At 69.3% G+C, this 22,821-nt stretch carries 12 protein-coding genes and 2 tRNA genes; 7 read left to right on the top strand and 7 right to left on the bottom strand.

Annotation, left to right across the window (positions count from 1 at the left end; translation table 11 throughout):
- Positions 1 to 31 precede the first annotated feature (31 nt).
- Positions 32 to 1,489: a M48 family metalloprotease gene (locus COC42_RS16070; protein ID WP_096344563.1), complete on the top strand. Its 1,458-nt coding sequence runs from the start codon at positions 32 to 34 to the stop codon at positions 1,487 to 1,489.
- Positions 1,490 to 1,597: 108 nt separating this feature from the next.
- Here the strand turns inward: COC42_RS16070 and COC42_RS16065 are convergent, their stop codons facing one another.
- The 6 genes from COC42_RS16065 to COC42_RS16040 form a co-directional block, all read right to left on the bottom strand.
- Positions 1,598 to 2,290, bottom strand: coding sequence for a DUF4197 domain-containing protein (locus tag COC42_RS16065; RefSeq protein ID WP_096344383.1), 693 nt, complete (start codon positions 2,288 to 2,290; stop codon positions 1,598 to 1,600).
- A gap of 89 nt (positions 2,291 to 2,379) precedes the next feature.
- A tRNA-Trp gene (locus COC42_RS16060) sits at positions 2,380 to 2,455 on the bottom strand.
- A gap of 57 nt (positions 2,456 to 2,512) precedes the next feature.
- Positions 2,513 to 4,873: a putative bifunctional diguanylate cyclase/phosphodiesterase gene (locus COC42_RS16055; RefSeq protein ID WP_245844323.1), complete on the bottom strand. Its 2,361-nt coding sequence runs from the start codon at positions 4,871 to 4,873 to the stop codon at positions 2,513 to 2,515.
- Positions 4,874 to 4,938: 65 nt separating this feature from the next.
- On the bottom strand, positions 4,939 to 5,142 hold the full coding sequence (locus tag COC42_RS16050) for a DUF1289 domain-containing protein (RefSeq protein ID WP_096344381.1): 204 nt from the start codon (positions 5,140 to 5,142) through the stop codon (positions 4,939 to 4,941).
- A gap of 11 nt (positions 5,143 to 5,153) precedes the next feature.
- Positions 5,154 to 6,539 carry a DEAD/DEAH box helicase gene (locus tag COC42_RS16045; protein WP_096344380.1) on the bottom strand — a complete coding sequence of 462 codons (1,386 nt, stop codon included), beginning with the start codon at positions 6,537 to 6,539 and terminating at the stop codon, positions 5,154 to 5,156.
- A gap of 91 nt (positions 6,540 to 6,630) precedes the next feature.
- Positions 6,631 to 7,098, bottom strand: coding sequence for a hypothetical protein (locus tag COC42_RS16040; protein ID WP_141395872.1), 468 nt, complete (start codon positions 7,096 to 7,098; stop codon positions 6,631 to 6,633).
- A 99-nt stretch (positions 7,099 to 7,197) separates the two neighbouring features.
- Between COC42_RS16040 and COC42_RS16035 the strand changes: the two genes are divergently transcribed.
- Both COC42_RS16035 and COC42_RS16030 read left to right on the top strand, forming a co-directional pair.
- The gene (locus COC42_RS16035; protein ID WP_096344378.1) at positions 7,198 to 8,643 is read left to right on the top strand and encodes an FAD-binding oxidoreductase; all 1,446 of its coding nucleotides are present in this window, start codon (positions 7,198 to 7,200) and stop codon (positions 8,641 to 8,643) included.
- A 60-nt stretch (positions 8,644 to 8,703) separates the two neighbouring features.
- Positions 8,704 to 9,483 (top strand): SapC family protein, encoded by a 780-nt coding sequence (locus tag COC42_RS16030; protein ID WP_096344562.1) that lies wholly within the window; start codon positions 8,704 to 8,706, stop codon positions 9,481 to 9,483.
- Positions 9,484 to 9,803: 320 nt separating this feature from the next.
- On the opposite strand, the gene COC42_RS16025 is transcribed toward COC42_RS16030, so the two are convergent.
- A complete protein-coding gene (locus tag COC42_RS16025) occupies positions 9,804 to 10,652 on the bottom strand; it encodes an N-formylglutamate amidohydrolase (protein ID WP_096344561.1) in 849 nt (282 codons plus the stop codon).
- A gap of 120 nt (positions 10,653 to 10,772) precedes the next feature.
- On the opposite strand from COC42_RS16025, the gene cpdR reads away from it, so the two are divergent.
- The 4 genes from cpdR (at position 10,773) to COC42_RS16005 (ending at position 22,653) form a co-directional block, all read left to right on the top strand.
- Complete coding sequence (cpdR, locus tag COC42_RS16020) at positions 10,773 to 11,150, top strand: cell cycle two-component system response regulator CpdR (protein WP_096344377.1); 378 nt, start codon at positions 10,773 to 10,775, stop codon at positions 11,148 to 11,150.
- A 100-nt stretch (positions 11,151 to 11,250) separates the two neighbouring features.
- Entirely contained in the window at positions 11,251 to 13,302 is a 2,052-nt protein-coding gene (locus COC42_RS16015; RefSeq protein ID WP_096344560.1) for a M13 family metallopeptidase, read from the top strand.
- Positions 13,303 to 13,366: 64 nt separating this feature from the next.
- A tRNA-Gly gene (locus COC42_RS16010) sits at positions 13,367 to 13,440 on the top strand.
- A 396-nt stretch (positions 13,441 to 13,836) separates the two neighbouring features.
- The gene (locus COC42_RS16005; RefSeq protein ID WP_096344376.1) at positions 13,837 to 22,653 is read left to right on the top strand and encodes a BapA/Bap/LapF family large adhesin; all 8,817 of its coding nucleotides are present in this window, start codon (positions 13,837 to 13,839) and stop codon (positions 22,651 to 22,653) included.
- The last annotated feature ends 168 nt before the right edge of the window (positions 22,654 to 22,821 follow it).

Here is a 22,821-nt window from a genome sequence, read left to right as displayed (position 1 = left end):
AGCCGGGGCAAACCGGGGTTTGGAGTGGATGATGAAGAAGAGCGCCTGGCTTGCAACCGCGTCGCTGATGCTGGCGGCGCCCGTCGCGGCACCTGCGCAGCGCGCCGATCTTGCCGCCGGACAGGCCGCGGCGATCACCCCGGCCGAGCGGCAGCAGGGGGCCAGGGCCAATGCCGGCATCGTCGCCGAATATGGCGGCCGGATGAGTGGACGGGCCGCGACCTATGTCGAGGGCGTGGGCCGGCGGATCGCGACGCAATCGGGGCTCTCGTCAAATCCCGGCGCGTTCGACGTGACGCTGCTCAACAGCCCGGTCAACAATGCCTTCGCGATCCCCGGCGGCTACATCTATGTGACGCGCCAGCTGCTCGCGCTGATGAACGACGAGGCGGAGCTGGCGGCGGTGCTGGGACATGAGGTCGGCCATGTCGCCGCGCGGCACAGCCAGTCGCGGCAGCGGGTGGCGCAGCGCAACTCGATCCTCGGCGCGCTCGGCCAGCTGGCGGTAGGCGCGGTGACGGGTAATTCGGGATTCGGCCAGCTGCTCGGCCGCGGCGTGGGGACCGGCGCGCAGCTTCTCACGCTCGGCTATTCGCGCAAGCAGGAGACCGAGTCGGACGATCTCGGCATCAATTACCTGCGCCGTGCGCGCTACGATCCGGAGGCGATGGCCTCGATGCTCGACGCGCTCGCGTCGCAGACCGCGCTCGAGCAGCAGTTGCGCGGCGATGCCCGGGCGACGCCCGCCTGGGCGAGCACGCACCCCGATCCGGGCGCCCGGGTCGAGCGTGCCGCGCAACAGGCCGGGCCGGCGACGGGCATGCGCAACCGCGACGCCTTTCTCGCGGCGATCGACGGCCTTCTCTATGGCGACGATCCGAAGCAGGGCGTGATCGAGGGGCAGAGCTTCCTCTATCCCCCAGGCCGCGTCGCCTTCACCGTGCCCGCGGGCTATACGATGCAGAACGGGGCCAAGGCAGTGAGCATCAGCGGGCAGGGCGGCCAGGCGCAGTTCGCGGCGGGCGCCTATGACGGCAATCTGGAACGCTATGTCGGCGCGGTGCTGCGCGGCCTCGGCGCGACCAACGCGCAGCCGGCGGTCGAGCGGATGACGATCGGCGGCTTTCCCGCGGCGGTGACGACGGTGCGCGGATCGAGCGGGCAAACGCAGGTAGACGTGACGATCGTCGCCTATGCGACTGACGCGCGACAAGCCTATCATTTTTCGATCGTCACGCCGGCCGGACGCGGCGTGGCGGCGTTCGCGCCGATGATCGACTCGTTCCGCCGAATGACCGCCGAAGACAACCGCGCCGCTCGCCCCCGCTACCTGCGCGTCATCACGGTGAAGCAAGGTGAGACGGTGCAGAGTCTCGCCCGGCGCATGGCCTATACCGACGCGCCGGTCGAACGCTTTCAGGTGCTCAACCGGCTGGGCAGGGGCGATGCGGTGCGCGCGGGCGACAAGGTGAAGATCGTCACCTACTGAGCCTGGCTCCCGATGTGCGCACCCCGGCGAAAGCTGGGGTCGCTGGCGGCATAGGTCGAGCGGTTCCCCGCTTTCGTCCGAGTAACGGCTTGTGACGGCGGAGTGGCCCTAAAGCACGCCACCCCGCAGCAGTGCGATCAGCAGCGGGTCGCGAGTGCGCTCCGGCTCGGCGCGGATCGCCGCTTCCTCGCGGCCGATCGCGCGGAAGATCGAGTCGCTCGCCTGGCGCGAGATGGTGTTCGCGACCGCGCCGATATCGAAGCCCGACTGGGCGGCGAGCGCGGCGGTCAGGATCTCGAACGCATCGCCGCGCAGCCCCGCGGTGAACTCGGGAAACATCGCCTCGACCAGCGCGCCGCCTGTCTCGCGGCGAAGCAGGTCGGTCGCCGCGGTCGGGCCGCCGCGCAGGATCGAGACGGCGTCGGCGAACGACATGCGGCGGATCGAGTCGTAGACGATCGGTGCTGCCCGGTCAGCGGCATCAACGGCAATGTCGTTGACCGCCATCGCCAGCCGCCGCTGCACCGCCTGCGTCCTCAATACCGCCGCCAGCACCGCCCCGCCGCGCCCCTCGCCCGGCGTCGGCAACGCCAGCCGCGTCAGCTGATCGTCGTAGAAGCCACCCGGCTGGATCAGACGCGCGAACGCCGCCTGGCTGGCGGCGGTCAACAGCCGCTGGACACCCTCCTCGGGAGAAATGCCGCCGAGCGGGGTCGCGCAGGCGGCGAGTGCGGCGATGGGCGCCGCCGCGATCAGGCCGATCAGCGTGCGGCGGGTGGGGGAGGGGGTGGGTTCGGACATGGCTTGCTCCCGACATGGTCGGGGCCGCTCATGGCGCGGATCGGCTTTCGCCAGTTTGAACGGGAAGACGCCGTCGATGGGGAGACGGCTGGCAGGAGTGCACGGACTCGAACCGTGGGCCCTCGGTTTTGGAGACCGATGCTCTACCAACTGAGCTACACTCCTGCAGCCGGAGCGCGGCTTTAGCGCGCGACCGGCCCGGCGGCAAGCGCGCTTTCGCGCTCAGGCGGCGGCGCTGTTGCCGCCCTTGCTGTTCGTGGCAAGCGTGCGCGCTTCATTGAGCGGCAGCGGGCGCCCGAAGTAAAAGCCCTGTGCCTTGCCGCAGCCCAGCGCCCCGACCACCCGGTGCTCGTCCTCGGTCTCGACTCCCTCCGCCGTCGTTGTCATGCCGAGCGAGTCGGCCAGCGCAACGACGGCGCGGATGATCGCCGTCGCCTCGCGCCCGCCGTTCGCCGCCGCCTGCACGAAGCTGCGGTCGATCTTGATCGTCGAGAAGCGCGTGCGCGAAAGATAGCCGAGCGAGGAATAGCCGGTGCCGAAATCGTCGAGGCTGAGGCGGCAACCGAGCTCGAGGATCTGCTCGAGCACGCGCACCGCACCGGTCCCCTCACGCAGGAACACGCTTTCGGTGACTTCGAGTTCGAGCCGCTCGGGACGGAGGCCCGACTGGCCGAGCGCCTGCGCGACGACCGAAACGAAAGCGGGGTTGTGCAACTGCTCGGACGAGACGTTGACGGCGATGCGGATCGACTCGTCCCAGTGCGCCGCTTCGGCACAGGCGCGGCGCAGCACCCATTCGCCGATCGGCGCAATCAAGCGCGCATCCTCGGCGAGAGGGATGAACTTGGACGGACTGACCGGGCCGAAATCGGGATGCGTCCAGCGCAGCAGCGCCTCGAACCCGGTGAGCGAGCCCGCCGCGGTATCGACGACGGGCTGGAAATTGAGATGAAGTTCGTCGTTCTGGAGCGCACTGCGCAGCGCGATCTCGAGAATTCGGCGTTCCTCCGCGGCGACGTGGAGCTGCGGCTCGTAGGAGTGGAAGACGCCGCCGCCCGCATCCTTTGAGCGATAGAGAGCGAGGTCGGCCGAACGAACGAGCATCTCCGCCGTGCGCCCGTCACGCGGGCCGACGGCCAGGCCGACGCTGGCACCGATATAGAGGGTGTGCTGATCGACCTCATAGGGGCGCGACAGCTTGGCGATGATCGTGCGCGCCAGCGTTTCCAGCCGCTCGGTATCGCGCGCGTCGCGGACGACGACGGCGAATTCGTCGCCGCCCAGGCGGCCGATGATCTCGTTGTCGGTCATCATCTCGCGCAGCCGCTCCGAGACGCGACCGAGCAGGCGATCACCGACAGGGTGGCCGAGCGTGTCGTTGACCGCCTTGAACCGGTCGAGGTCGATCATCATGAAGGCGCAGCGCGAGCCCCACTTGTCGGCCTCCGACATGGCATGGCCCAGCGCCTCATTGATGAGCAGGCGGTTGGGCAAGCCGGTCAGCGTGTCGTAGCGCGCCATCCGCGCGATGCGGTCGGTCGATTGGCGCGCCTCTGTCACGTCCGAGCCGACGCCGCGAAAGCCGACGAACGCGCCGCCCTCATCGTGGCGCGGGTTGGCCGCGAGCTGCCACCAGCGTTTCTCGCCAGCGATATCGACCTGAACTAGCAGGTCGCGGAACGCCTCGCGCGCCTTGAGCTTGTCGGCCAGGGTGCGCAGGGTCGGGGCGACGTTGCCCGATTCCCAGTCGGTACCGGCGAGCACCTGAAGAAGCGGCAGCCCGTCGAGTTGTGCCGGCTCGCGACCGAGCGTCAGGCCGAAGCGCGCGCTCGCGCGGACGATCCGGCGCTGGGCGTCGATCTCCCACAGCCAGTCGGCGGTGCTCTCCTCGAACTCGCGGAGCAACAGGCTCACCGTCTCGTCGCGCTCGGCGAGCGCGAGATCCTGCGCGCGCACGAGGATCAGGGCGCGTGCGCGACCCACGCAGATCACGCCGAGCAGCGCCGCAAACACCAGCGCCGCAAGCGCGAGCGAGGGGTGTCCCGACAGGGCGAGCGACAGCGCCATCGAAGATCCGAGCGTTGCCAGAAAGGCGATGCCGGCCAGCGGCAGCGACACGATCGCCACCGTCGAAGCGGTCATCAGGATGACCAGCGTCATCCATAGGCCCAGCGCCGCATCACCCCTTGCCTGTCCGGCGAAGACCAGCGGCATAAGCGACCAGACCAGCGCGAGCAGCAGCCCGTCGAGCGCGGTGCCGCGAACCATTCCGAGCGTCGCCGTCACCAGCGTGCGGTTGCCGCTCGACAGCCGGCGAAAGGCGACGACCAGCGCGGCCGCGGCGACGGCGCTTGCCCAGGCGAGCAGTTGCCAAAGGGGGACCTGTCCCGACAGCAGCGCGACGAGCACGCCCGCGCACAGCGCGTTCGCCGCCAGCAATGGCATCGCGAAATGACCGCCCGTGCTCAGCTGGCTGCCGCGTATCCGGGCCCAGTCGCAGCCGTCCGCTCCATCGCGAAGGCCCAGCAGCGCGAGGCGATCGACCGGCAGGCGAACGGGCGGGGTCGGAGGATCGCTTTTCACGATCGCCTCGGTACCGCGTGGCTGGTTATCGATCGGTTAGAATCGACACGGTTTTGGAGGATATTTTAACGCTCAAGGCGCGCGAGGCGCTGGGGTAATTCGGCCATCACGGCGCGTCTGGCTGCGGGCGACAACCGCGTCCAGGAGGCGATCTCGTCGCTCGTGCGGCCGCATCCAAGGCACAGGCCGCTCGCGGTATCGAGCGTGCAGACGAGGATGCACGGACTTTCGATCGCGACCGTCGGCGTGCGCTCGAACGCGCGGGTCATCGCCGCGTGGCTCAGCGGCCGAGCGTGACGTCGAGGAACGCCGGGATCGGGCCGTTCCAGCCGCCATCGTCGCCATCCTCGTCGCCGCGCTCGCGGCGGCGATCGCGCCGGCCGCCTCGTTCGCGCTTGAGTTCGGGGGCGGCGTCGCGGCGCGCGTCGCGGGCGCCGATCTCGCGGTGGGGCTCGGGCTCGCGCGTGGCCGACGCCTCGACCGGCTTCTCGCGCCGCGGCGCCCGCTCGCGGCGCGGCCGCTCGGCGGCAGGCTCGTCCGCCGCCTCGCGGCCAGGCGCCGCGATGCGCTCGATCGTCTGGCCCGTCAGCTTCTCGATATTGGCGATGTTCTCGGCATCTTCGCTCGTCACGAAGGTGAAAGCCGCGCCCTTGGCGCCCGCGCGGCCGGTGCGGCCGATGCGGTGGACATAGTCGTCGGGGTGCCAGGGCGCGTCAAAGTTGAAGACGTGGCTGACGCCCTTGATGTCGAGGCCGCGTGCCGCGACGTCGCTGGCGACGAGGATGTTGACGTCGCCGCGCTTGAAGCGATCAAGTTCGGCGAGGCGCGCGGGCTGGTCCATGTCGCCATGGATCTCGCTCGACTGGAAGCCATTAGCTCGCAACGACTTGTTGAGCTCGCGCACCGTCGTCTTGCGATTGCAGAAGATGATCGCGGTGCGCACATCCTCGGCGTTCAGAAGCGTGCGCAGCACCTCGCGCTTCTTGTCGGCCCGAACAGGCACCAGGCGCTGGGTGATATCAAGATTGGTGCTCGCCGGGCGCGATACCTCGATCGTCTTGGGATTGCTCAGGAACTTATCGGCGAGCTTCTTGATCGGAGGCGGCATCGTCGCCGAGAAGAGCAGGGTCTGGCGCGTCTTGGGCAGCTTCGAGCAGATCGTCTCGATATCGGGAATGAAACCCATGTCGAGCATCCGATCCGCCTCGTCGATGACGAGGAGCTCGCAGCCGGTGAGCAGGATCTTGCCACGCTCGAACAGATCCATCAGCCGGCCGGGCGTCGCGATCAGTACGTCGACGCCCTTCTCGAGCGCCTTGACCTGGTCGCCCATCTGGACGCCGCCGATCAGCAGCGCCATCGAGAGCTTGTTGTACTTGCCGTACTTCTCGAAGTTCTCGGCCACCTGTGCTGCGAGTTCGCGCGTCGGCTCGAGGATCAGGCTGCGCGGCATTAGCGCGCGCGTGCGCCCCTGCGACAGGATGTCGATCATCGGCAGGACGAAGCTGGCAGTCTTGCCGGTCCCCGTCTGAGCGATGCCGATCAGGTCGCGCATCATCAGCACCGAGGGGATCGCGCTCGCCTGAATAGGCGTCGGCTCGCTATAGCCCGCCTCGGTCACGGCGCGCAGGAGTTCGTCTGAAAGGCCGAGATCGGCAAAGTTCATGCAATTGTCCGGAAAAGCGGCTCCAAAACCATGGCCGCGACCCCAAGGCCGCTTGCGGATTTGCGGCCGAAAGTCAAGTCCGGCGGCGGTTTCAGCGGGAGGGAACGAGCGTTCGAAGCCCCTCGATCCGGCATTCGCCGCCCGACCGCGACCGGATCGAGTCGCGCTTGGCGCAGATCTGGCCGTCGGCAGGCGGGCGCAGGTAGAAGCCCGAATAGAAGCCGAGCGCGGGACAGTCGTCATCAAGCCGCGCACGCATCCGGCGGCCGCCCGAAAGGACGAGATCGACGCTGTCGGGCCGCGTGATCGAAGCGCCCGCGAGCGCGCGGACCGGCACGCATTGCTCGGCGCGTCGCTCGCTCCAGCTGATCGGCGGCAGCGGCGCAGCGGCGGCGGTGGTGACGACGCCCGGCGCCACGCTCATGCGCGGTACGCGGACGATCACGTGCCGTTCGATGCGGATCTGGGTGCGGCTGCCCACCGGCGCCGTGCGTGCGACCTGCGCCTGAAAGCCAGGCGCCGATGACGACAGCAACGGCAGAAGGAGCAGATCGAACAACAAACTCACCATCGAAGCGGACATGTAGGGTTGCCGCGCGCGGATTGAACGGCCGATGAATTGGCGTCGGCGTTCACCCATGCTACCGCCGCCGCTACCATGACGCCAGCCCAGACCGAGCTTGTCGCCGCGGCCCGCCGGTTCGGCGGTGCGCGCGCGGCGGTGACCGACCCGACCGACATCGCCCCATGGCTGACCGACTGGCGTGGACGCTATCATGGACAGGCGCCGGCGATCCTGTCGCCCGCGAGTACCGCAGAGGCGGCGGCGATCGTATGCGAGGCGCGCGCGCTCGGCGTCGCGCTGGTGCCGCAGGGGGGGAATACCTCGATGGTCGGCGGCGCGACGCCGCCCGGTGACGGATCGGCGCTGATCCTGTCGACGCGGCGGATGCGCGCGATCCGCTCGCTCGATCCGGCCGGCGGACTCGCGGTGGCGGAGGCAGGGGTGATCCTTGCCGAGCTTCACGAGGCGGCGGGCGGGCGGGGGATGCGCTTTCCGCTGACACTCGGCGCGCGCGGGTCGGCAACGATCGGAGGGCTCGTCTCGACCAACGCGGGGGGCACGCAGGTGTTGCGCTTCGGGACGATGCGGCGGCTGGTCGCGGGCGTCGAAGCGGTGCTGCCCGACGGATCAATCCATGACGGCCTGTCCGCCCTCAAAAAGGATAATCGCGGCTACGACCTCAATCAGCTGCTGGTGGGGGCGGAAGGGACGCTGGGCCTTGTGACCGCCGCCGCGCTGACGCTGGTGCCCGCGGTGGCAGCGCGCGCGGTCGGCTGGGCAGGCGTCGCCAGCCCGGAGGATGCGCTGGCGCTGCTCCGCCGGATGGAGGCGCGCACGCCGACGATCGAGAGCTTCGAGATCATTCCCGGCGCGTCGCTGAAGCTCGTCGTCGAGCATATCCCCGGCACCCGTGCGCCGCTGGCCGGCGATCATCCCTGGCATGTCCTGATCGAGGCGGCGAGCGGCGACGCCGAGGCGCCGCTTGCCGAGACGCTGACCGCGCTGCTGGACGAAGCGATCGAGGCAGGGCTGGTGGCCGACGCGGTACTGGCGGCGAACGAGGCGCAGGCCGAAGCCTTTTGGCGCCTCCGCGATTCGCTGTCGGAGGCCGAGCGGGCGGCCGGGCCGGCAGCGCAGCACGACATCTCGGTGCCCGTGCCCGTCATGCCGCGCTTCATGGTCGAGGCGGCCGCCGCGCTCGAGGCGGCGTTTCCCGGCAGTCATGCGAGCGGCTTCGGCCATCTTGGCGATGGCAACGTCCATTTTCACGTCCGTGCGCCCGCCGGCATGTCCGCCGAGCAATGGTATGGCGACGTTGCGCCGCGCGCGACGCGGATGGTGCACGACCTCGTCGTGGCGGCAGGCGGCTCGATCTCGGCCGAGCACGGCATCGGCCAGATGAAGCTCGGCGAGCTTGAACGGCTGTCCCCGCCCGCCCATCTTGCTGCATTGAGGGGCATAAAGTCGGCGTTCGACCCGCAGGGGCTTTTCAACCCCGGCAAGCTGGTCAACCTTGCGCCCGGCAGCCAGCCGACCTAGACGCGCGCGTCGAACCGGGCGGTACGGGACCGCCGACTTTGCGAATACCAGGAGAGTATGATGGCCAGCGCGCCGCAGGGACAGCTTCCGCTTTTCTACAATCAGCTTGCCGCGCTCTCGAGCGTCGACCATGCCGAGTTCCGGGTGCGCCCGGCGAACACCGCGCCGTTCCTGGCAAATCATCACGCGGTGCCGCTGACGGTCGAGGAGTTCCCGCTGGTCCAGCGCCGTATGCCGATCGTCTTCTCGGTCGGCGACGACCCCGTGCCGCTGGCGCTGATGGGTCTGAACGAGGGGGTGAACACCTTCCTCGACGCCGACGGCAAGCTGCTCGACGAAGAGACCTACATTCCGGCCTATGTCCGTCGCTATCCCTACATGCTCGCGCGGCTGCGGCCGGAGAGCGAGGAGCTGTCGCTCTGCTTCGATCCGACGTCGGACACGATCGGGGCGTTCGAGGATGGCGAGAAGCTGTTCGAGAATGGCGAGCCGACCGAACTGACGCGCGGCATCCTGAGCTTTGCCGAGCAGTTCGAGCAGGCCGGTCAGCGCACCAGCGCATTCATGGCCGAGCTCAAGGGCCAAGGCCTGCTGATGGATGGCGAGATCTCGATCCAGCCCGAGGGTGCGCAGCCCTTCGTCTACCGCGGCTTCCAGATGATCGACGAAGCCAAGCTCAACGATCTGCGCGGCGACCAGCTGCGCAAAATGCAGCAGAACGGCATGCTTCCGCTCATCTATGCCCACCTCTTCTCCCTGAGCCTGATGCGGGACGTGTTCGCCAAGCAGATGCGCCAGGGCAAGATGCCGCAGCAGCCGGTGCCGCTCGCGACCAACTGAACGGGCGGGTGAGGAGCGTCTGCGTTCTGCCCGCCCGCTCCAAGAGTGGCTTCGGGCCTGTTCAAGCGGCTGACTTTCCACTCGGATCACCGAACGAACACACTTCGCCCCGGACCGGCAACGGTTCGGGGCGTTCGTTTTCGGACGCAAACTTTTTCCTTGAGCGTGCCTCTTGCGCCACAGGTCCGGGCGCCTATATTCGACTTGTACGGTCTGGTGTCCCCCCTTTCGCTGGGCCGTATGACACGCCTCCGGGCGTGTCTCCTCCCTGAACCTTGGCCAGCCGGTGCTTTCAGCATCGGCTGGTTTTTTATTGCGCGCTATTCCGCGGCGGCGAGGCGGGGAAGGGCGAGATCGGCGAGCGCGTCGATCATCGCGCGCAGCATCGCAGCCATACGGACGAGGCCCGGACCCGGCTCGAGCGTGAGCGGATCGAGATAGAGCAGCCGGTCGATCTCGACCTGAATGGCGTGCACGTCGCGCGCGGGCGCACCGTGCCGCTCGAGGATATGGCCGCCTGCGTAGGGCGTATTGAGCGCGGTGTGAAAGCCGTGAGCGCGTGCCGCCGCCTCGGCGATCGACACGATGGGACTCGCGGCGGCGCGACCGAACCGGTCGCCAAGCACGATTTGCGCGCCGCCAACCCCAAGCGTCGGCATGGAATGAAGGTCGATCAGAATCGCGATCCCGAAGCGTGCGCGCGCTGCCTCGAGCAACGCGCCGAGCGTTTCGTGGTAGGGCCGGTGGTCCTCCGCGATCCGTCGCTCGATTGCCTTGCCCGCGAACCGTCCGCGCCAAAGCTCGCCCGCCGGCGCCACCCGCCGCGGCACGAGGCCAAGGCCGCTGCGCAGCTTGATCGAAGGTTGCGGCGCGGCATGCGGCGTTACTCCGTCGTCGACCAGCGGATCGCGCTCCCGTTCCGACCGGTTGAGATCGATCCACGCGCGCGGCCGGCGCGCGACCATCATCGTTTCGCCGCGCCGCGCCGCATGGGCGATCGCGTCGACGTGCCGATCTTCGAGCGGCAGCAGCGCCGCCAGCGGGACGCGCAGCGCGTCGATCAACTCGCGCGGATAGTCGCGCCCGGCATGTGGCACGCTGAGCACCACGGGGCTGTCGGGCGTGGCGGGGCCATGAAGATCGAAGCTGCGCGAAGGGGCGTCGGTCACGGACAGCACGCTATGCGTCCTTGCCCGCCTCGGCAATCGGTCCGTCGCAGTCCGGGCGTCGTGGCTGGAAAATCTTAAGGGCTTTGGACATACACGAACGCCTCGATCGAAGGGGTGACGATGTACCGAATTCTGCTCGCCGAAGACGATACGGTGATGCGCGAATATCTGACGCGTGCGCTGGAACGCGCGGGCTACCTCGTCAGTGCCGTCGATCGCGGGACCGCGGCGCTGCCGCTGATCGAGGCGGAACGGTTCGACCTGCTGCTGACAGATATCGTGATGCCCGAGATGGACGGGATCGAGCTGGCGCAGCGCGCGGGCGAGATCGCGCCCGAGATGCGCGTGATGTTCATCACCGGCTTCGCCGCGGTGACGCTGAAGGCAGGCAAGGCGATGCCGCAGGCGCGCGTCCTGTCCAAGCCCTTTCACCTCCGCGAGCTGGTGATGGAGGTCGACCGGCTGTTCGAGCTGGAGCAGATACCGCTGCGCCCATGATGCCTCGACACTCGCGTCGATGGTACTGTTCGTAACGATCTTGGCCGGGCAGGCGCTTCGGTCTACATCCCGATCGGGAACCCGAACGAGTGGGATGTTCATGGGAAAGCTTATCCGTACCAGTGTGTTGCTAGCCTCGGTCTCGCTGGTCGCCGCGTGCACGACCACGGACCGCTCGGGGGCCGGCCCCGATCAGGCCAGTGCCGCCGCCGCCAAGCCGCAGATCGGCACCTTTGGTTTCGACGTGGCCGGCATGGACCGCTCGGTCGCGCCTGGTGAAGACTTTTATGCGTTCGCCAATGGCGGCTGGGCGGCGCGCACGCCGATCCCCGCCGACAAGTCGAATTATGGCATGTTCAGCGTGCTCGCCGACCTGTCGACCGAGCGGACCCGCGGCCTTCTGGAGGCGGCGCGGGCGCAGGGCAATTCAAAGATCGGCATAGCTTATGCCGCCTATCTCGACCGTCCGGCGATCGACGCGAAGGGACTTGCGCCCGTCCAGCCGTGGCTCGCCCGGATCAAGGCGCTTACCGACAAGCGCGGCTACCCCGCCCTGCTTGCCCAGGCCGATCGCATGGGCATCGCCGTCCCTGTGCGCAGCTATGTCGGTCAGGACGACAAGGCACCCGAAACCTATGTCGTCCGCCTGTCGCAGGGCGGGCTGGGGATGCCCGATCGCGATTATTATCTCTCGAGCGATGCCAAGCTGGTCGAGGCGCGCACGGCCTATCAGGCGCATCTCGCCCGTATCCTGACGCTGGCGGGGGAGGGTGATGCGGCGGCCCGCGCCAAAGCGATTCTCGACTTCGAGACGGGTATCGCGCGCGCGCACTGGACGCGGGTCGAAAGCCGCAACCGCGACAAGGTCTACAACAAGATGACCGTCGACGAGCTGGCGCGCACGGCGCCGGGCTTCGACTTCGCCGCCTATCTGCGCGGTATCGGCACGCCGGTAAGCGAACTGATCGTCGCCCAGCCGACCGCCCTCGCCGGCGAGGCGAAGCTGATCGCCGCGACGCCGGTTTCGGTCCTGCGCGACCAGTTGATCGTCCGCAGCCTCGAGGAATATGCCGACGTCCTGCCCGCGGCGATCGACGATGCGGTCTTCGCGTTCAAAGGCACCGTCCTTTCGGGCACGCCCGAGCAGGAGGCGCGGTGGAAGCGCGCCGTCGGCTTCACCAGCGACGCGCTCGCCGACGAGGTGAGCAAAGTCTATGTCGCGCGCTACTTTCCGCCCGAAACCAAGGCGGCGGCGGACACGCTGGTCAAGAACGTGATCGCCGCGATGGACCGGCGCATCGACCGGCTCGACTGGATGGCGCCCGAGACCAAGGCAAAGGCGCATGCCAAGCTCGCCGCCTTCACGCCGAAGATCGGCTATCCCGACCGCTGGCGCGATTACTCCGACCTTGAGATCGTCGCCGGCGACGCCTTCGGCAACAAGGTGCGGGCGGCCGAATGGGCGCACGCATGGAATGTCGGCCATCTCGGCAAGCCGCTCCAGCGCTGGGAGTGGGGGATGACGCCAATGACGGTCAACGCCTATGCCAATTTCGGCATGGTCGAGATCGTGTTTCCCGCCGCGATCCTGCAGCCGCCCTTCTTCGACCCCAATGCCGATCCGGCCGTTAATTATGGCGGCATCGGCGCGGTGATCGGCCATGAACTGAGCCATCATTTCGATGACCAGGGCGCCAAGTACAATGCCGAGGGGCGCCTGACCGACTGGTGGACGCCCGCCGACGTCGCCGCGTTCAAGCAGCGCACCGACGCGCTGGTGGCGCAGTACGACGCCTACGAACCGCTCCCGGGCATGAAGCTGAAGGGTGCGCTGACGCTGGGCGAGAATGTCGCCGACCTTGCCGGGCTGACGGTTGCACACGACGCTTATCTGGCATCGCTAGGCGGCAAGGTGCCGCCGACGGTGGGCGGCTTCACCGCCGACCAGCGCTTCTATCTCGGCTGGGCGCAGGTATGGCGGCGCAACTATCGCGAGGCGGACTTGCGCAACCGGCTGCTGACCGACCCGCATTCGCCTTCGCAGCAGCGCGCCTGGATCGTCCGAAACCTCGACCCCTGGTATCCGGCGTTCCAGCCCGCACCGGGCTCGAAGCTCTATCTCGCAGCGCCGCAGCGGGTGCGCATCTGGTAATGCGTGGCCGGGTGTGGACGGTCTTGCATTGACCCTCCGCACCCGGCTATGGCGCGCAAGCGTCGCGGGTGTAGCTCAATGGTAGAGCAGAAGCTTCCCAAGCTTACGACGAGGGTTCGATTCCCTTCACCCGCTCCAGCTTTACAGACCGTGTCTGCGACAGCCGGCTTCCGGCAGCCAGTGTGACGATGTTGGCAAAGCAGTCCTTGACCCGTATCGACACGGCGCGGCTGTCCGGGTGGGGCCTCCGTCCGTTTAGAATGACGTGCTTCCCTCGAAATTGACCGCGAGAACGTAAGCGTCCGCTTCGAAGGACCCGCCGGATATGAAGCCGGGCTGGTTCAGCGAAGCCCGGCTCATGATGGATCCTGTCACCGCGCAGGAACATGATTGCTTCCGAAAATGGAAGCATAGCAGCATGTTGTCCGCCCGCGCGGTACACCGGCATCGATCAAGATGCCGTTTCCCGACCGCGCCATCGCCTGAACAATCGACGATGAACCTGCGGCAGAGCGGCCAGAAGGAGGATTGCTCGTGCAGGCCGACCTCGTCAACAAGGCAACTGGCAGAACCACCGACGTAGCAATCGATGCGATCGCGCTCGACGCGCCGAGTATCGTTCGGCTCCAGATCGCCCGAGAATCGGTCGCTTCGATGACGCGGGATGGCAACGATCTCATCGTCCGCCTGATCGACGGCCAGGAGATCCGGATCGCCAATTTTTACGACACGACGGCCGGCGTGACGAGCGACCTTGTCTTCGTCGAGCCCGACCGAACACTGTGGCTGGCCGAAGCGCCCGGCAACGGCATTGGCCGCTATCGGCTTCTCAACGATATCGAGGAACTGCTCGCCAGCGCCGCCGCCCCGGCGGGCGGCAGCTCGGTCCTGATCCCGGCGCTGCTGGCAGGAGTGGCGGGCGTCGGCGCAACTGCGGCGGCGGGAGGGGGCGGAGACGATTCATCGGATGGCGTCGTTCCGCCTGGCAATGGCGGTGGCGGTGGCGGCGGCACGGCGGACACGTCACCGCCGGGCGCCCCGGTCGTGCAGGTGGCTTCCAGCGGGCAAGCCGTAACCGGTACCGGTGAGGCCGGCGCGACGGTGACGATCCGCGATGCCGCGGGTGCCGTCATCGCGACCGGTACTGTGGGCAGCGACGGGACGTTCAACTTGCCGCTCAACCCGCCGCGCACCAATGGCGAGAGCGTGTCAGTCACGCTGGCCGACGCCGCGGGCAACGTCTCGACGCCGACGACGGCGACGGCCCCGGATTCCACTGCGCCCGGAGCGCCGGTCGTGACGGTGGCACCGGACGGGCAAGCCGTCACCGGGACCGGTGAGGCGGGCGCGACGGTGACGATCCGCGATGCCGCGGGTGCCGTGATCGCGACCGGTACGGTGGGCAGCGACGGGACGTTCAACTTGCCGCTCAACCCGCCGCGCACCAATGGCGAGGGCGTGTCGGTCACGCTGACCGACGCCGCGGGTAACGTTTCGACATCGACGACGGCGACCGCCCCGGACCTGACCGCGCCCGGTGCGCCGGTCGTGGCGATTGACGCAGACGGCACTCGGCTGAGCGGGACCGGCGAGCCGGGCGCGACGATCGTCGTGCGCGGCCCGGACGGGGCGCAAGTGGGGACCGCTGTGGTCGGTGCCGATGGTGCGTTCGCGATCGCGCTCTCGCCGCTGCTGAGCAATGGCGAAGCGGTGGCGGTCGTGCAGAGCGATGGCGCGGGCAACGTGTCCGCGCCGACGCTCATCAATGCTCCGGATATCACAGCGCCGGGTGTACCGGTGGTTAGCATCGCGGCCGACGGCACCAGTGTCTCGGGTACGGGCGAAGCGGGCGCGACGGTGATCGTGCGCGATGCCGCCGGTGTCGAGCTCGCCCGCGGCGTGGTCGGCAGCGATGCCCGCATTATCTTGCCGCTCAGCCCTCCCGCGGCGAATGGCGGCACGCTTGCCGTGGTTCAGTCGGATGCGGCGGGGAACGTCTCGCCCGCGGCGTCGTTGGCGGCGCCCGACATCACCCCGCCGGCGATGCCGACGGCGGTCGTCGATGCGGCGGGCGGTGCCGTCGCCGGCACCGGCGAACCCGGTGCCCTCGTCGAAGTCCGCGCATCCGACGGGCGCGTGCTCGGCACTGCTACGGTCGCCGCCGACGGCACATACAGTGTCGCTCTGAACCCCGTTCAGGCCAATGGTGGAACGCTGTCGGTCAACCAGACGGACCCGGCGGGTAATCGGTCGGACGCGGTGGATGCAACTGCGCCCGACCTGACCGCGCCGGCTGCCCCGGTCGCAGCCGTCGATGTCGATGGCAGCAACGTGACCGGCACCGGTGAGGCGGGGACGCTGATCGTCGTTCGCAGTGCCGCCGGCGCGGTGATCGGGACCGCGATCGTTGCCGCCGACGGCAGCTTCACCGTGGCGCTCGTGCCGCCGCTCACAAATGGCGAGACGGTGACCGTCACGCTGACCGACGCCGCCGCCAACACCAGTGCGCCGACGACGCTGGCCGCGCCCGACCTGACCGCGCCCGATGCGCCGACGGCGACAATCGCTGCCGACGGCGGCTCGCTGACGGGCACGGGGGAAGCTGGCGCGACGATCATCGTCCGCGACGCCGCGGGTGTCGAGATTGCCCGCGGCGTCCCGGCGGCCGACGGCAGCTTCACCATTCCCCTGTCGCCGCCCCGCGCGGATGGCGCTGCGATCAGCCTTGTCCAGCAGGATGCAGCGGGCAACGTGTCCGCACCGCTGTCGCTGGCGACGCCCGACCTGACCGCGCCCGGTGCCCCCACCGCGGCCATCGCGGCAGACGGCGCGAGCGTGACCGGCGCGGGTGAGCCCGGCGCGATCGTCGTCGTCACCGACGCGACAGGAGTCGTGATCGGCCGCGCACCGGTGGGTGCCGACGGCACCTATTTCGCAACGCTCGCGCCGGCGCAGCGCGACGGCGAGACACTGTCGGTGCGGCAGGTGGACGAAGGTGGCAACGTCTCGCCACCAGTCAGCGTGACGGCCCCCGACCAGACCGCCCCCGACGCACCGGCCGCGAGCATCAATGTCGATGGGACTGTCGTCACCGGGACGGGGGAACCCGGCGCGACGGTCGAGGTCCGCGCCGCCGATGGCAGCTTGATCGGTCAGGCGACGGTCGGGGCCGATGGCCTCTATTCGGCGGTTCTGACGCCGGCACAGGTCGATGGCAGCGCCATCGGCGTGTTGCAGCGCGACGCGGCGGGCAACGCCTCGCCCACGGTCTCGCTGGCAAGCCCGGACCTGACCGCGCCAGCACCGCCGGTGGCGGCGATCGATGCGACCGGAACGATCGTGACCGGCACCGGCGAACCGGGCGCGGCGATCGCGGTGCGCGCGCCCGACGGCACGCTTCTCGGCACCGGCACGGTCGATGTGGCGGGCGGCTACACCGTCAGCCTAGTCCCCGCGCAGATCAATTCCGAAGCCCTCTCGGTCGTCCAGACCGATGCAGCCGGCAACGCTTCCGGTCAGACCGGCGTGATCGCCCCCGACCTGACCGCGCCCGCGGCTCCATCGGCGGCGATCGCAGCCGATGGTTCGCAGCTGACGGGCACGGGCGAGGCGGGCGCCACCGTCCGGGCGTTCGATCCGACCGGCCAGCTCATCGGCACCGGGATCGTCCAGCCCGGCGGCGACTTCACGATCGCGCTGGCGCCTCCGCAGGTGAACGGCGAGACGATCACTGTTCGTCTGATCGACGCGGCTGGTAACCTCTCGCCCGCGGCGACGGCGATCGCCCCTGATCTGGTCCCGAACGACTCACCGGTCGCCCCGATCGCTTCGATCAGCGCTGATGGAGGCGTCGTCAGCGGCACCGGCGAACCCGGCGCGGTGCTGACGATACGAGGACCGGACGGCAGCTCGGTCGGCACCGGCACGGTGCTCGGCGACGGCAGCTTCTCCATCGCGCTCACCCCTGCGCAGCGCGACGGCGAGGTGCTGAGCGTCGTGCAGGTGCGTCCCGGCGGTGCCGGTTCCCCCCCGGCGTTCGTGACGGCACCCGACCTCACCGCACCCGACGCCCCGACTGCAGCGCTGTCGCCCACAGGCGATGTCGTCACCGGCTCGGGTGAGGCCGGCGCGACCGTGACGGTGCGCGCGGCGGACGGCGCGGTGCTCGGCACCGGCACTGCAAACGCCAACGGCGCCTTCGCCATCGCGCTGAGCCCAGCGCAGACCAATGGCGAGGTGCTGAGCGTCGTTCAGGTCGATGCGGCGGGTAATCCCTCGGCCGCGACGCCGCTCACGGCGCTTGACACGACGCCGCCGGCCGCGCCGACGTTGACGATCGGTGCCGACGGTGCGGTCGCCACAGGCACCGGCGAGCCGGGCGCAACCGTGACCATCACCGATCCCGCGGGTATCGTGATCGGAACCGCGGTCGTGGGGGCCGACGGCGGCTACACCGCGGCGCTCGATCCCGCCCAGGTCGATGCCCAGCAACTGAGTGCGACCCAGAGTGACGGGGCCGGCAATGTGTCGCCGGTCGCGACCGCGACGGCGCCCGACCTGACGGCCCCGGAGGCACCGTTGGCGGCGGTGGCACCTGATGGTGCGCAGATCCTTGGTTCGGGAGAGCCGGGCACTGCGGTCAGCGTGACCGATGCCGGAGGCACCGTGATCGCGACCGGCGTGGTCGCGGCCGATGGCAGCTTCGCCATCGCGCTCGCGCCGGCGGTCGTGTCGGGCGAGGCCCTGACCGTGCGCCTGACCGATGCGGCCGGGAATGTCTCGCCCCCGGCCAGCGCAACATCGCCCGACCTTACCGCGCCCGACGCGCCGGTGGCGACGATCGCCGCCGACGGGGCAAGCGTGACCGGCACGGGTGAGCCCGGTGCCACGGTGCGCGTGCTCGACTCGAACGGGGTGACGCTTGGCAGCACGGTCGTCGATGCCGGCGGTGCCTTCACCGTTCCGCTCGCGCCGCCGGTTCGCGAAGGACAGGTGCTGTCGGTCGATCAGCGCGATGCCGCGGGCAATCGATCGCCGGCGGTCACAGTCACCGCCCCCGACCTTACCGCGCCCGACGCTCCGACGGCGGCGATTGCCGACGATGGCGCGACCGTCACCGGCAGCGGCGAGGTGGGCGCGACGATCCGCGTCGTCGATGCCGCGGGCGTCCTCTTGGGTAGCGCCATCGTCGATGCGGCGGGCAACTACACCGCCGCGCTTAGCCCGGCGCAGCGCAATGGCGAGCTGTTGAGCGCGACGCAGGTCGATGGCGCCGGTAACGTTTCCGCGCCGCTGCCGCTACGCGCGCCCGACCTCACCGCCCCCGATGCGCCGGTTGCCGCGCTGTCCGACGACGGCGCGCGCCTGACCGGCACGGGCGAAGCAGGCGCGCTGGTGCGCGTCAGCGATGCGAGTGGCAACGTGATCGCGTCAGGTACGGTCGATGCGGACGGCACCTTCTCGATCCCGCTTGCGCCGCCGCTCCTCTCGGCCGAAGTCGTCGGCGTGGTGCTCGTCGATGCAGCGGGCAACGTCTCGGCCCCGACCGCCGTCACGGCGCTGGATGCGACGGCGCCCGATGCGCCGGTCGCGCTGGTCGCCGACGACGGCCTGACGCTGGTCGGCACGGGCGAAGCGGGCGCGATCGTCACCGTCACCGACGCTGCGGGCACTGTGATCGCCAGTGGCAATGTGGGTACCGACGGGAGCTTCACCCTGCCGCTCTCGCCGCCGCTGCGCAACGGCGAAACGGTGGGCGTCGTGCTGACCGATGCCGCAGGCAACGCTTCGCCGTCGGTCAGCGCCGTCGCACCCGACCTGACCGCGCCGGGCGCACCCGTCGCCACGATCGCGATCGATGGCGGGTCGGTGTCGGGCACCGGCGAGCCCGGCGCATCGGTCCGCATCCAGGTCGATGGCGTCGAGGTCGGCAGCACCATCGTCGGTGCGGATGGAGCCTTTACGGCCACGCTGGCAGTGCCGCTGACCAACGGCCAGGCCGTCAGCGTGACGCAGGTCGATGCCGCCGGCAACGTCTCGCCGCCGACACCGCTCACCGCGCCCGACTATGACGGCCCGCCGGCTCCGACCGCCACGATCACCCCCGATGGCGCGACCGTCAGCGGCATCGGCAGCGCCGGTGCGACGATTAACGTGCTCGATCGAGACGGCAGCGTGCTCGGCACAACCATCGTCGCCGCCGACGGCCGCTACACCGCCACGCTGACGCCGCCGCAGGTGGAAGGCGACATCCTGACGGTGCAGCAGGCCGATGCAGCGGGCAATCCGTCCCCGCCGGTCAGCTTGGCTTCCCCCGACCTGACCGCACCCGATGCACCGACCGCGATCGTCTCAGGCGACGGCCTGACCGTCACCGGCACGAGCGAGGCGGGGGCGATCGTCACCGTCCGCGCGCCGGACGGCACCGCGCTCGGTACGACCACCGTCACGGCAGAGGGGAGCTACAGCGTCACGCTGGCGACTGCCCAGATCGCGGGTCAGGTGCTGACCGTCACGCAGGCCGATGCCGCGGGCAACGTCTCGGGCGCAGCCAATGCGCTCGCCCCCGACCTGACCGCACCCGATGCACCGACCGCGATCGTCTCGGGCGACGGCCTGATCGTCACCGGCACGGGCGAGGCGGGGGCGACCGTCACCGTTCGCGCGCCGGACGGTAGCGCGCTGGGTACGGCCACCGTCACGGCAGAGGGGAGCTACAGCGTCACGCTGGCGACCGCCCAGATCGCGGGTCAGGTGCTGACCGTCACGCAGGCCGATGCCGCGGGCAACGTCTCGGGCGCCGCCAATGCGCTCGCCCCCGACCTGACCGCGCCCGACGCGCCGACCGCGATCGTCTCGGGGGACGGCCTGACCGTCACCGGCACAGGCGAGGCGGGGGCGACCGTCACCGTTCGCGCGCCGGACGGCACCGCGCTGGGTACGGCCACCGTCACGGCAGAGGGGAGCTACAGCGTCACGCTGGCGACCGCCCAGATCATGGGTCAGGTGCTGACTGTCACGCAGGCCGACGCCGCGGGCAACGTCTCGGGCGGCGCCAATGCGCTCGCCCCCGACCTGACCGCACCCGACGCACCGACCGCGACCGTCTCGGGCGACGGCCTGACCGTCACCGGCACGGGCGAGGCAGGAGCGACGGTGACGATCCGCGACGCTGGCGGGAACGTCGTCGCCAGCGCAGTGGTGGCGGCGGGCGGCGCGTTCACCGCGACGCTCAGCCCGCCTCAGGCGAATGGCGAGATACTGACCGTCGTACAGGTGGATGCGGCAGGTAACCCGTCGCCGGGGATCACCGTCGCCGCGCCCGACATCACGCCGCCGGCCGTGCCGGTCGATCTGGCGGTAGCGGCCGACGGTGCGACGCTGACGGGCCTCGGCGAAGCGAATGCGCTCGTTCGCGTGACCGATCCGGGCGGAAACCTGATCGGCAGCGGTACGGTGGGGAGCGACGGCCGCTTCTCGGTTGCGCTGGTGCCGCCGCAGGTCGCGGGGCAGGCGCTGGGCGTCGTCCTGATCGACGCGGCCGGCAATAGTTCGGGTGCCGGCGATGTGGCGGCCCCGTTCGACATCATCGCCTTCGACAATGCCGACACGGCGCTGCTCGACCTGGTTCCGGTGACGACGGCGGTTGATCTGGGCGAGGCGAACTACACGCTGCTGCTGTCTCTCGGCATCATCGATCTCCAGGCACAGGTGCTGGCGGTCCCCGCGGTGAACTTCACCGTCGCCGCGGGGCACAGCCTGGCGGCGAGCTTCAGCTACGACGCGCTCGCCAGCATCGGTGTCGCCGCCGACTATCGCATCGTCGTCCAGCGCTTCGATGGAACGCAGTGGGTCTCATTGGCAGGCTCGCCGGGCGCCACGCTGCTCGAACTCGGCCTGTTGAACGGTGACCTGAACGCGGTCGCCGACCTGGGGCCGGGCCAGTATCGCGCCTTCGTCGCCTTTGAGGGCCTTGCCGGGGTCGGACTGCTCGGCGGGCTCGAGGTAAGCGGGATCGACAGCGATTTCACGCAGATCGGCGGGATCTTGCCCGAAGCCGCGACCGGCAACGTCATCACCGATGCGGGACCGGGCGGTGCGGTCGATGTGGTGTCGCCGGCCACCGTGGTGGAAACCGTGACGTTCGGCGGCACGGTCACGGTTGTCGCAGCCGGCGGCACCGCGATCCGCGGCGACCATGGCACGCTGACGATCAATCCAGACGGCTCCTATGTTTATGTCCCTGATGCCAGCGCGGCGGCGATCGGCCGGACGGACGCCTTCACCTACACGCTGCTCGATCCAAGCGACGGCGAACGCGAGAGCGCGGCGCTGACGATCGGGATCGGCAGCGGCGACGTCACCGGCCCGCCCCAGGCGGTCGCCGACAGCGCCGCCGTCTCGGTCGACTACGACTATCTGGTGACCAACCCGGCCCCGGTGAACGCGTTCAGCTTCGACACGCCGGGGGCGATCGTGTTGCCGGTCACGGCATCGCAGACGGGCAGCTTCGCGGTTGCGGCGAACGACATCAGCGACGTGACGATCAGCGCGATCCGCGGCGGCAATCTCAGTCTCCTGCCAAGCTATACCATCATAGTTCGGGACGATGCCGGTGTTCAGGTGGCTTCCGGCACCGGGGTCGCGATCGTCGGGCCGCTGGGTGCGGGGTTTTCGCTGACAGTGCCCGACCTGGCGCCCGGCAACTACAGCTTCACCGTCAGCAGCACCAACATCGTCGGCACCGGCTATACGACAACCGCGGTGGTGAGCCAGTCGATCACCAATCTCGACGAGTTCGTCTATGACGGCGCGGCGGACGTGAGCGGCAACATCCTCGCCAACGATGTCGAGGGCAGCACCTTCGCCGCGCTTCGCATCGAAACGCCGACCGGCTTCGTCAGCGTGGGATCGGCGCAGGTCGAGGTCGATGGCGAGTATGGCACACTTTTCATCGATGCCGATGGTAGCTACCGCTACGTCGTCGATGCCGGTCTTCCGTATAGCGCGGTCGATCGCGTCGAGAGCTTCGCCTACGAGATCGTGCAGCCGGGCGGGGCAACCGCCACGGCGACGCTGGACATCGCGATCGCGGCGCAAACGCCGGCCGGCGCGGCGAGCATGGCGTTCGCCGAGGACCCGGCGCTGTTCGAGGTTCATGGCGAACTGGAAGCAGTCCTGAGCGCCTATCTCGACGCGCAGGAACCGGAAATGGCGCCCGCCGGCCATGGTTTGCGGACCTCCGATGTGATGCCTTCGGCGGCGGCGGTCGGCACCACCATCGACGATCCGTTCGCCTTTATCGACGCCCGCCCGATCGAAGACGACCGGGATCGGCTCAATTCCATCTAAGCCCAGTAACAGACGATAATGTACCAAACTTCCGTTATTTAGTAATCGGTTAACCCGCTTGCGGTTTGCTCTCGCCAGGCGAGGAGTGTGCCACATGCGGCGCGTTTCGAGGACGGCGAAAGCAGTCTGCGTTCTTCTGGCCACGCCGGCAACGATGGCGTGGGCATC

The organism is Sphingomonas spermidinifaciens, from assembly GCF_002351485.1.
Classification (GTDB): Bacteria; Pseudomonadota; Alphaproteobacteria; order Sphingomonadales; family Sphingomonadaceae; genus Sphingomonas; species Sphingomonas spermidinifaciens.
The sequence above is the reverse complement of the archived record's forward strand: the minus strand, read 5'-3'. Positions and strand labels throughout refer to the sequence as shown.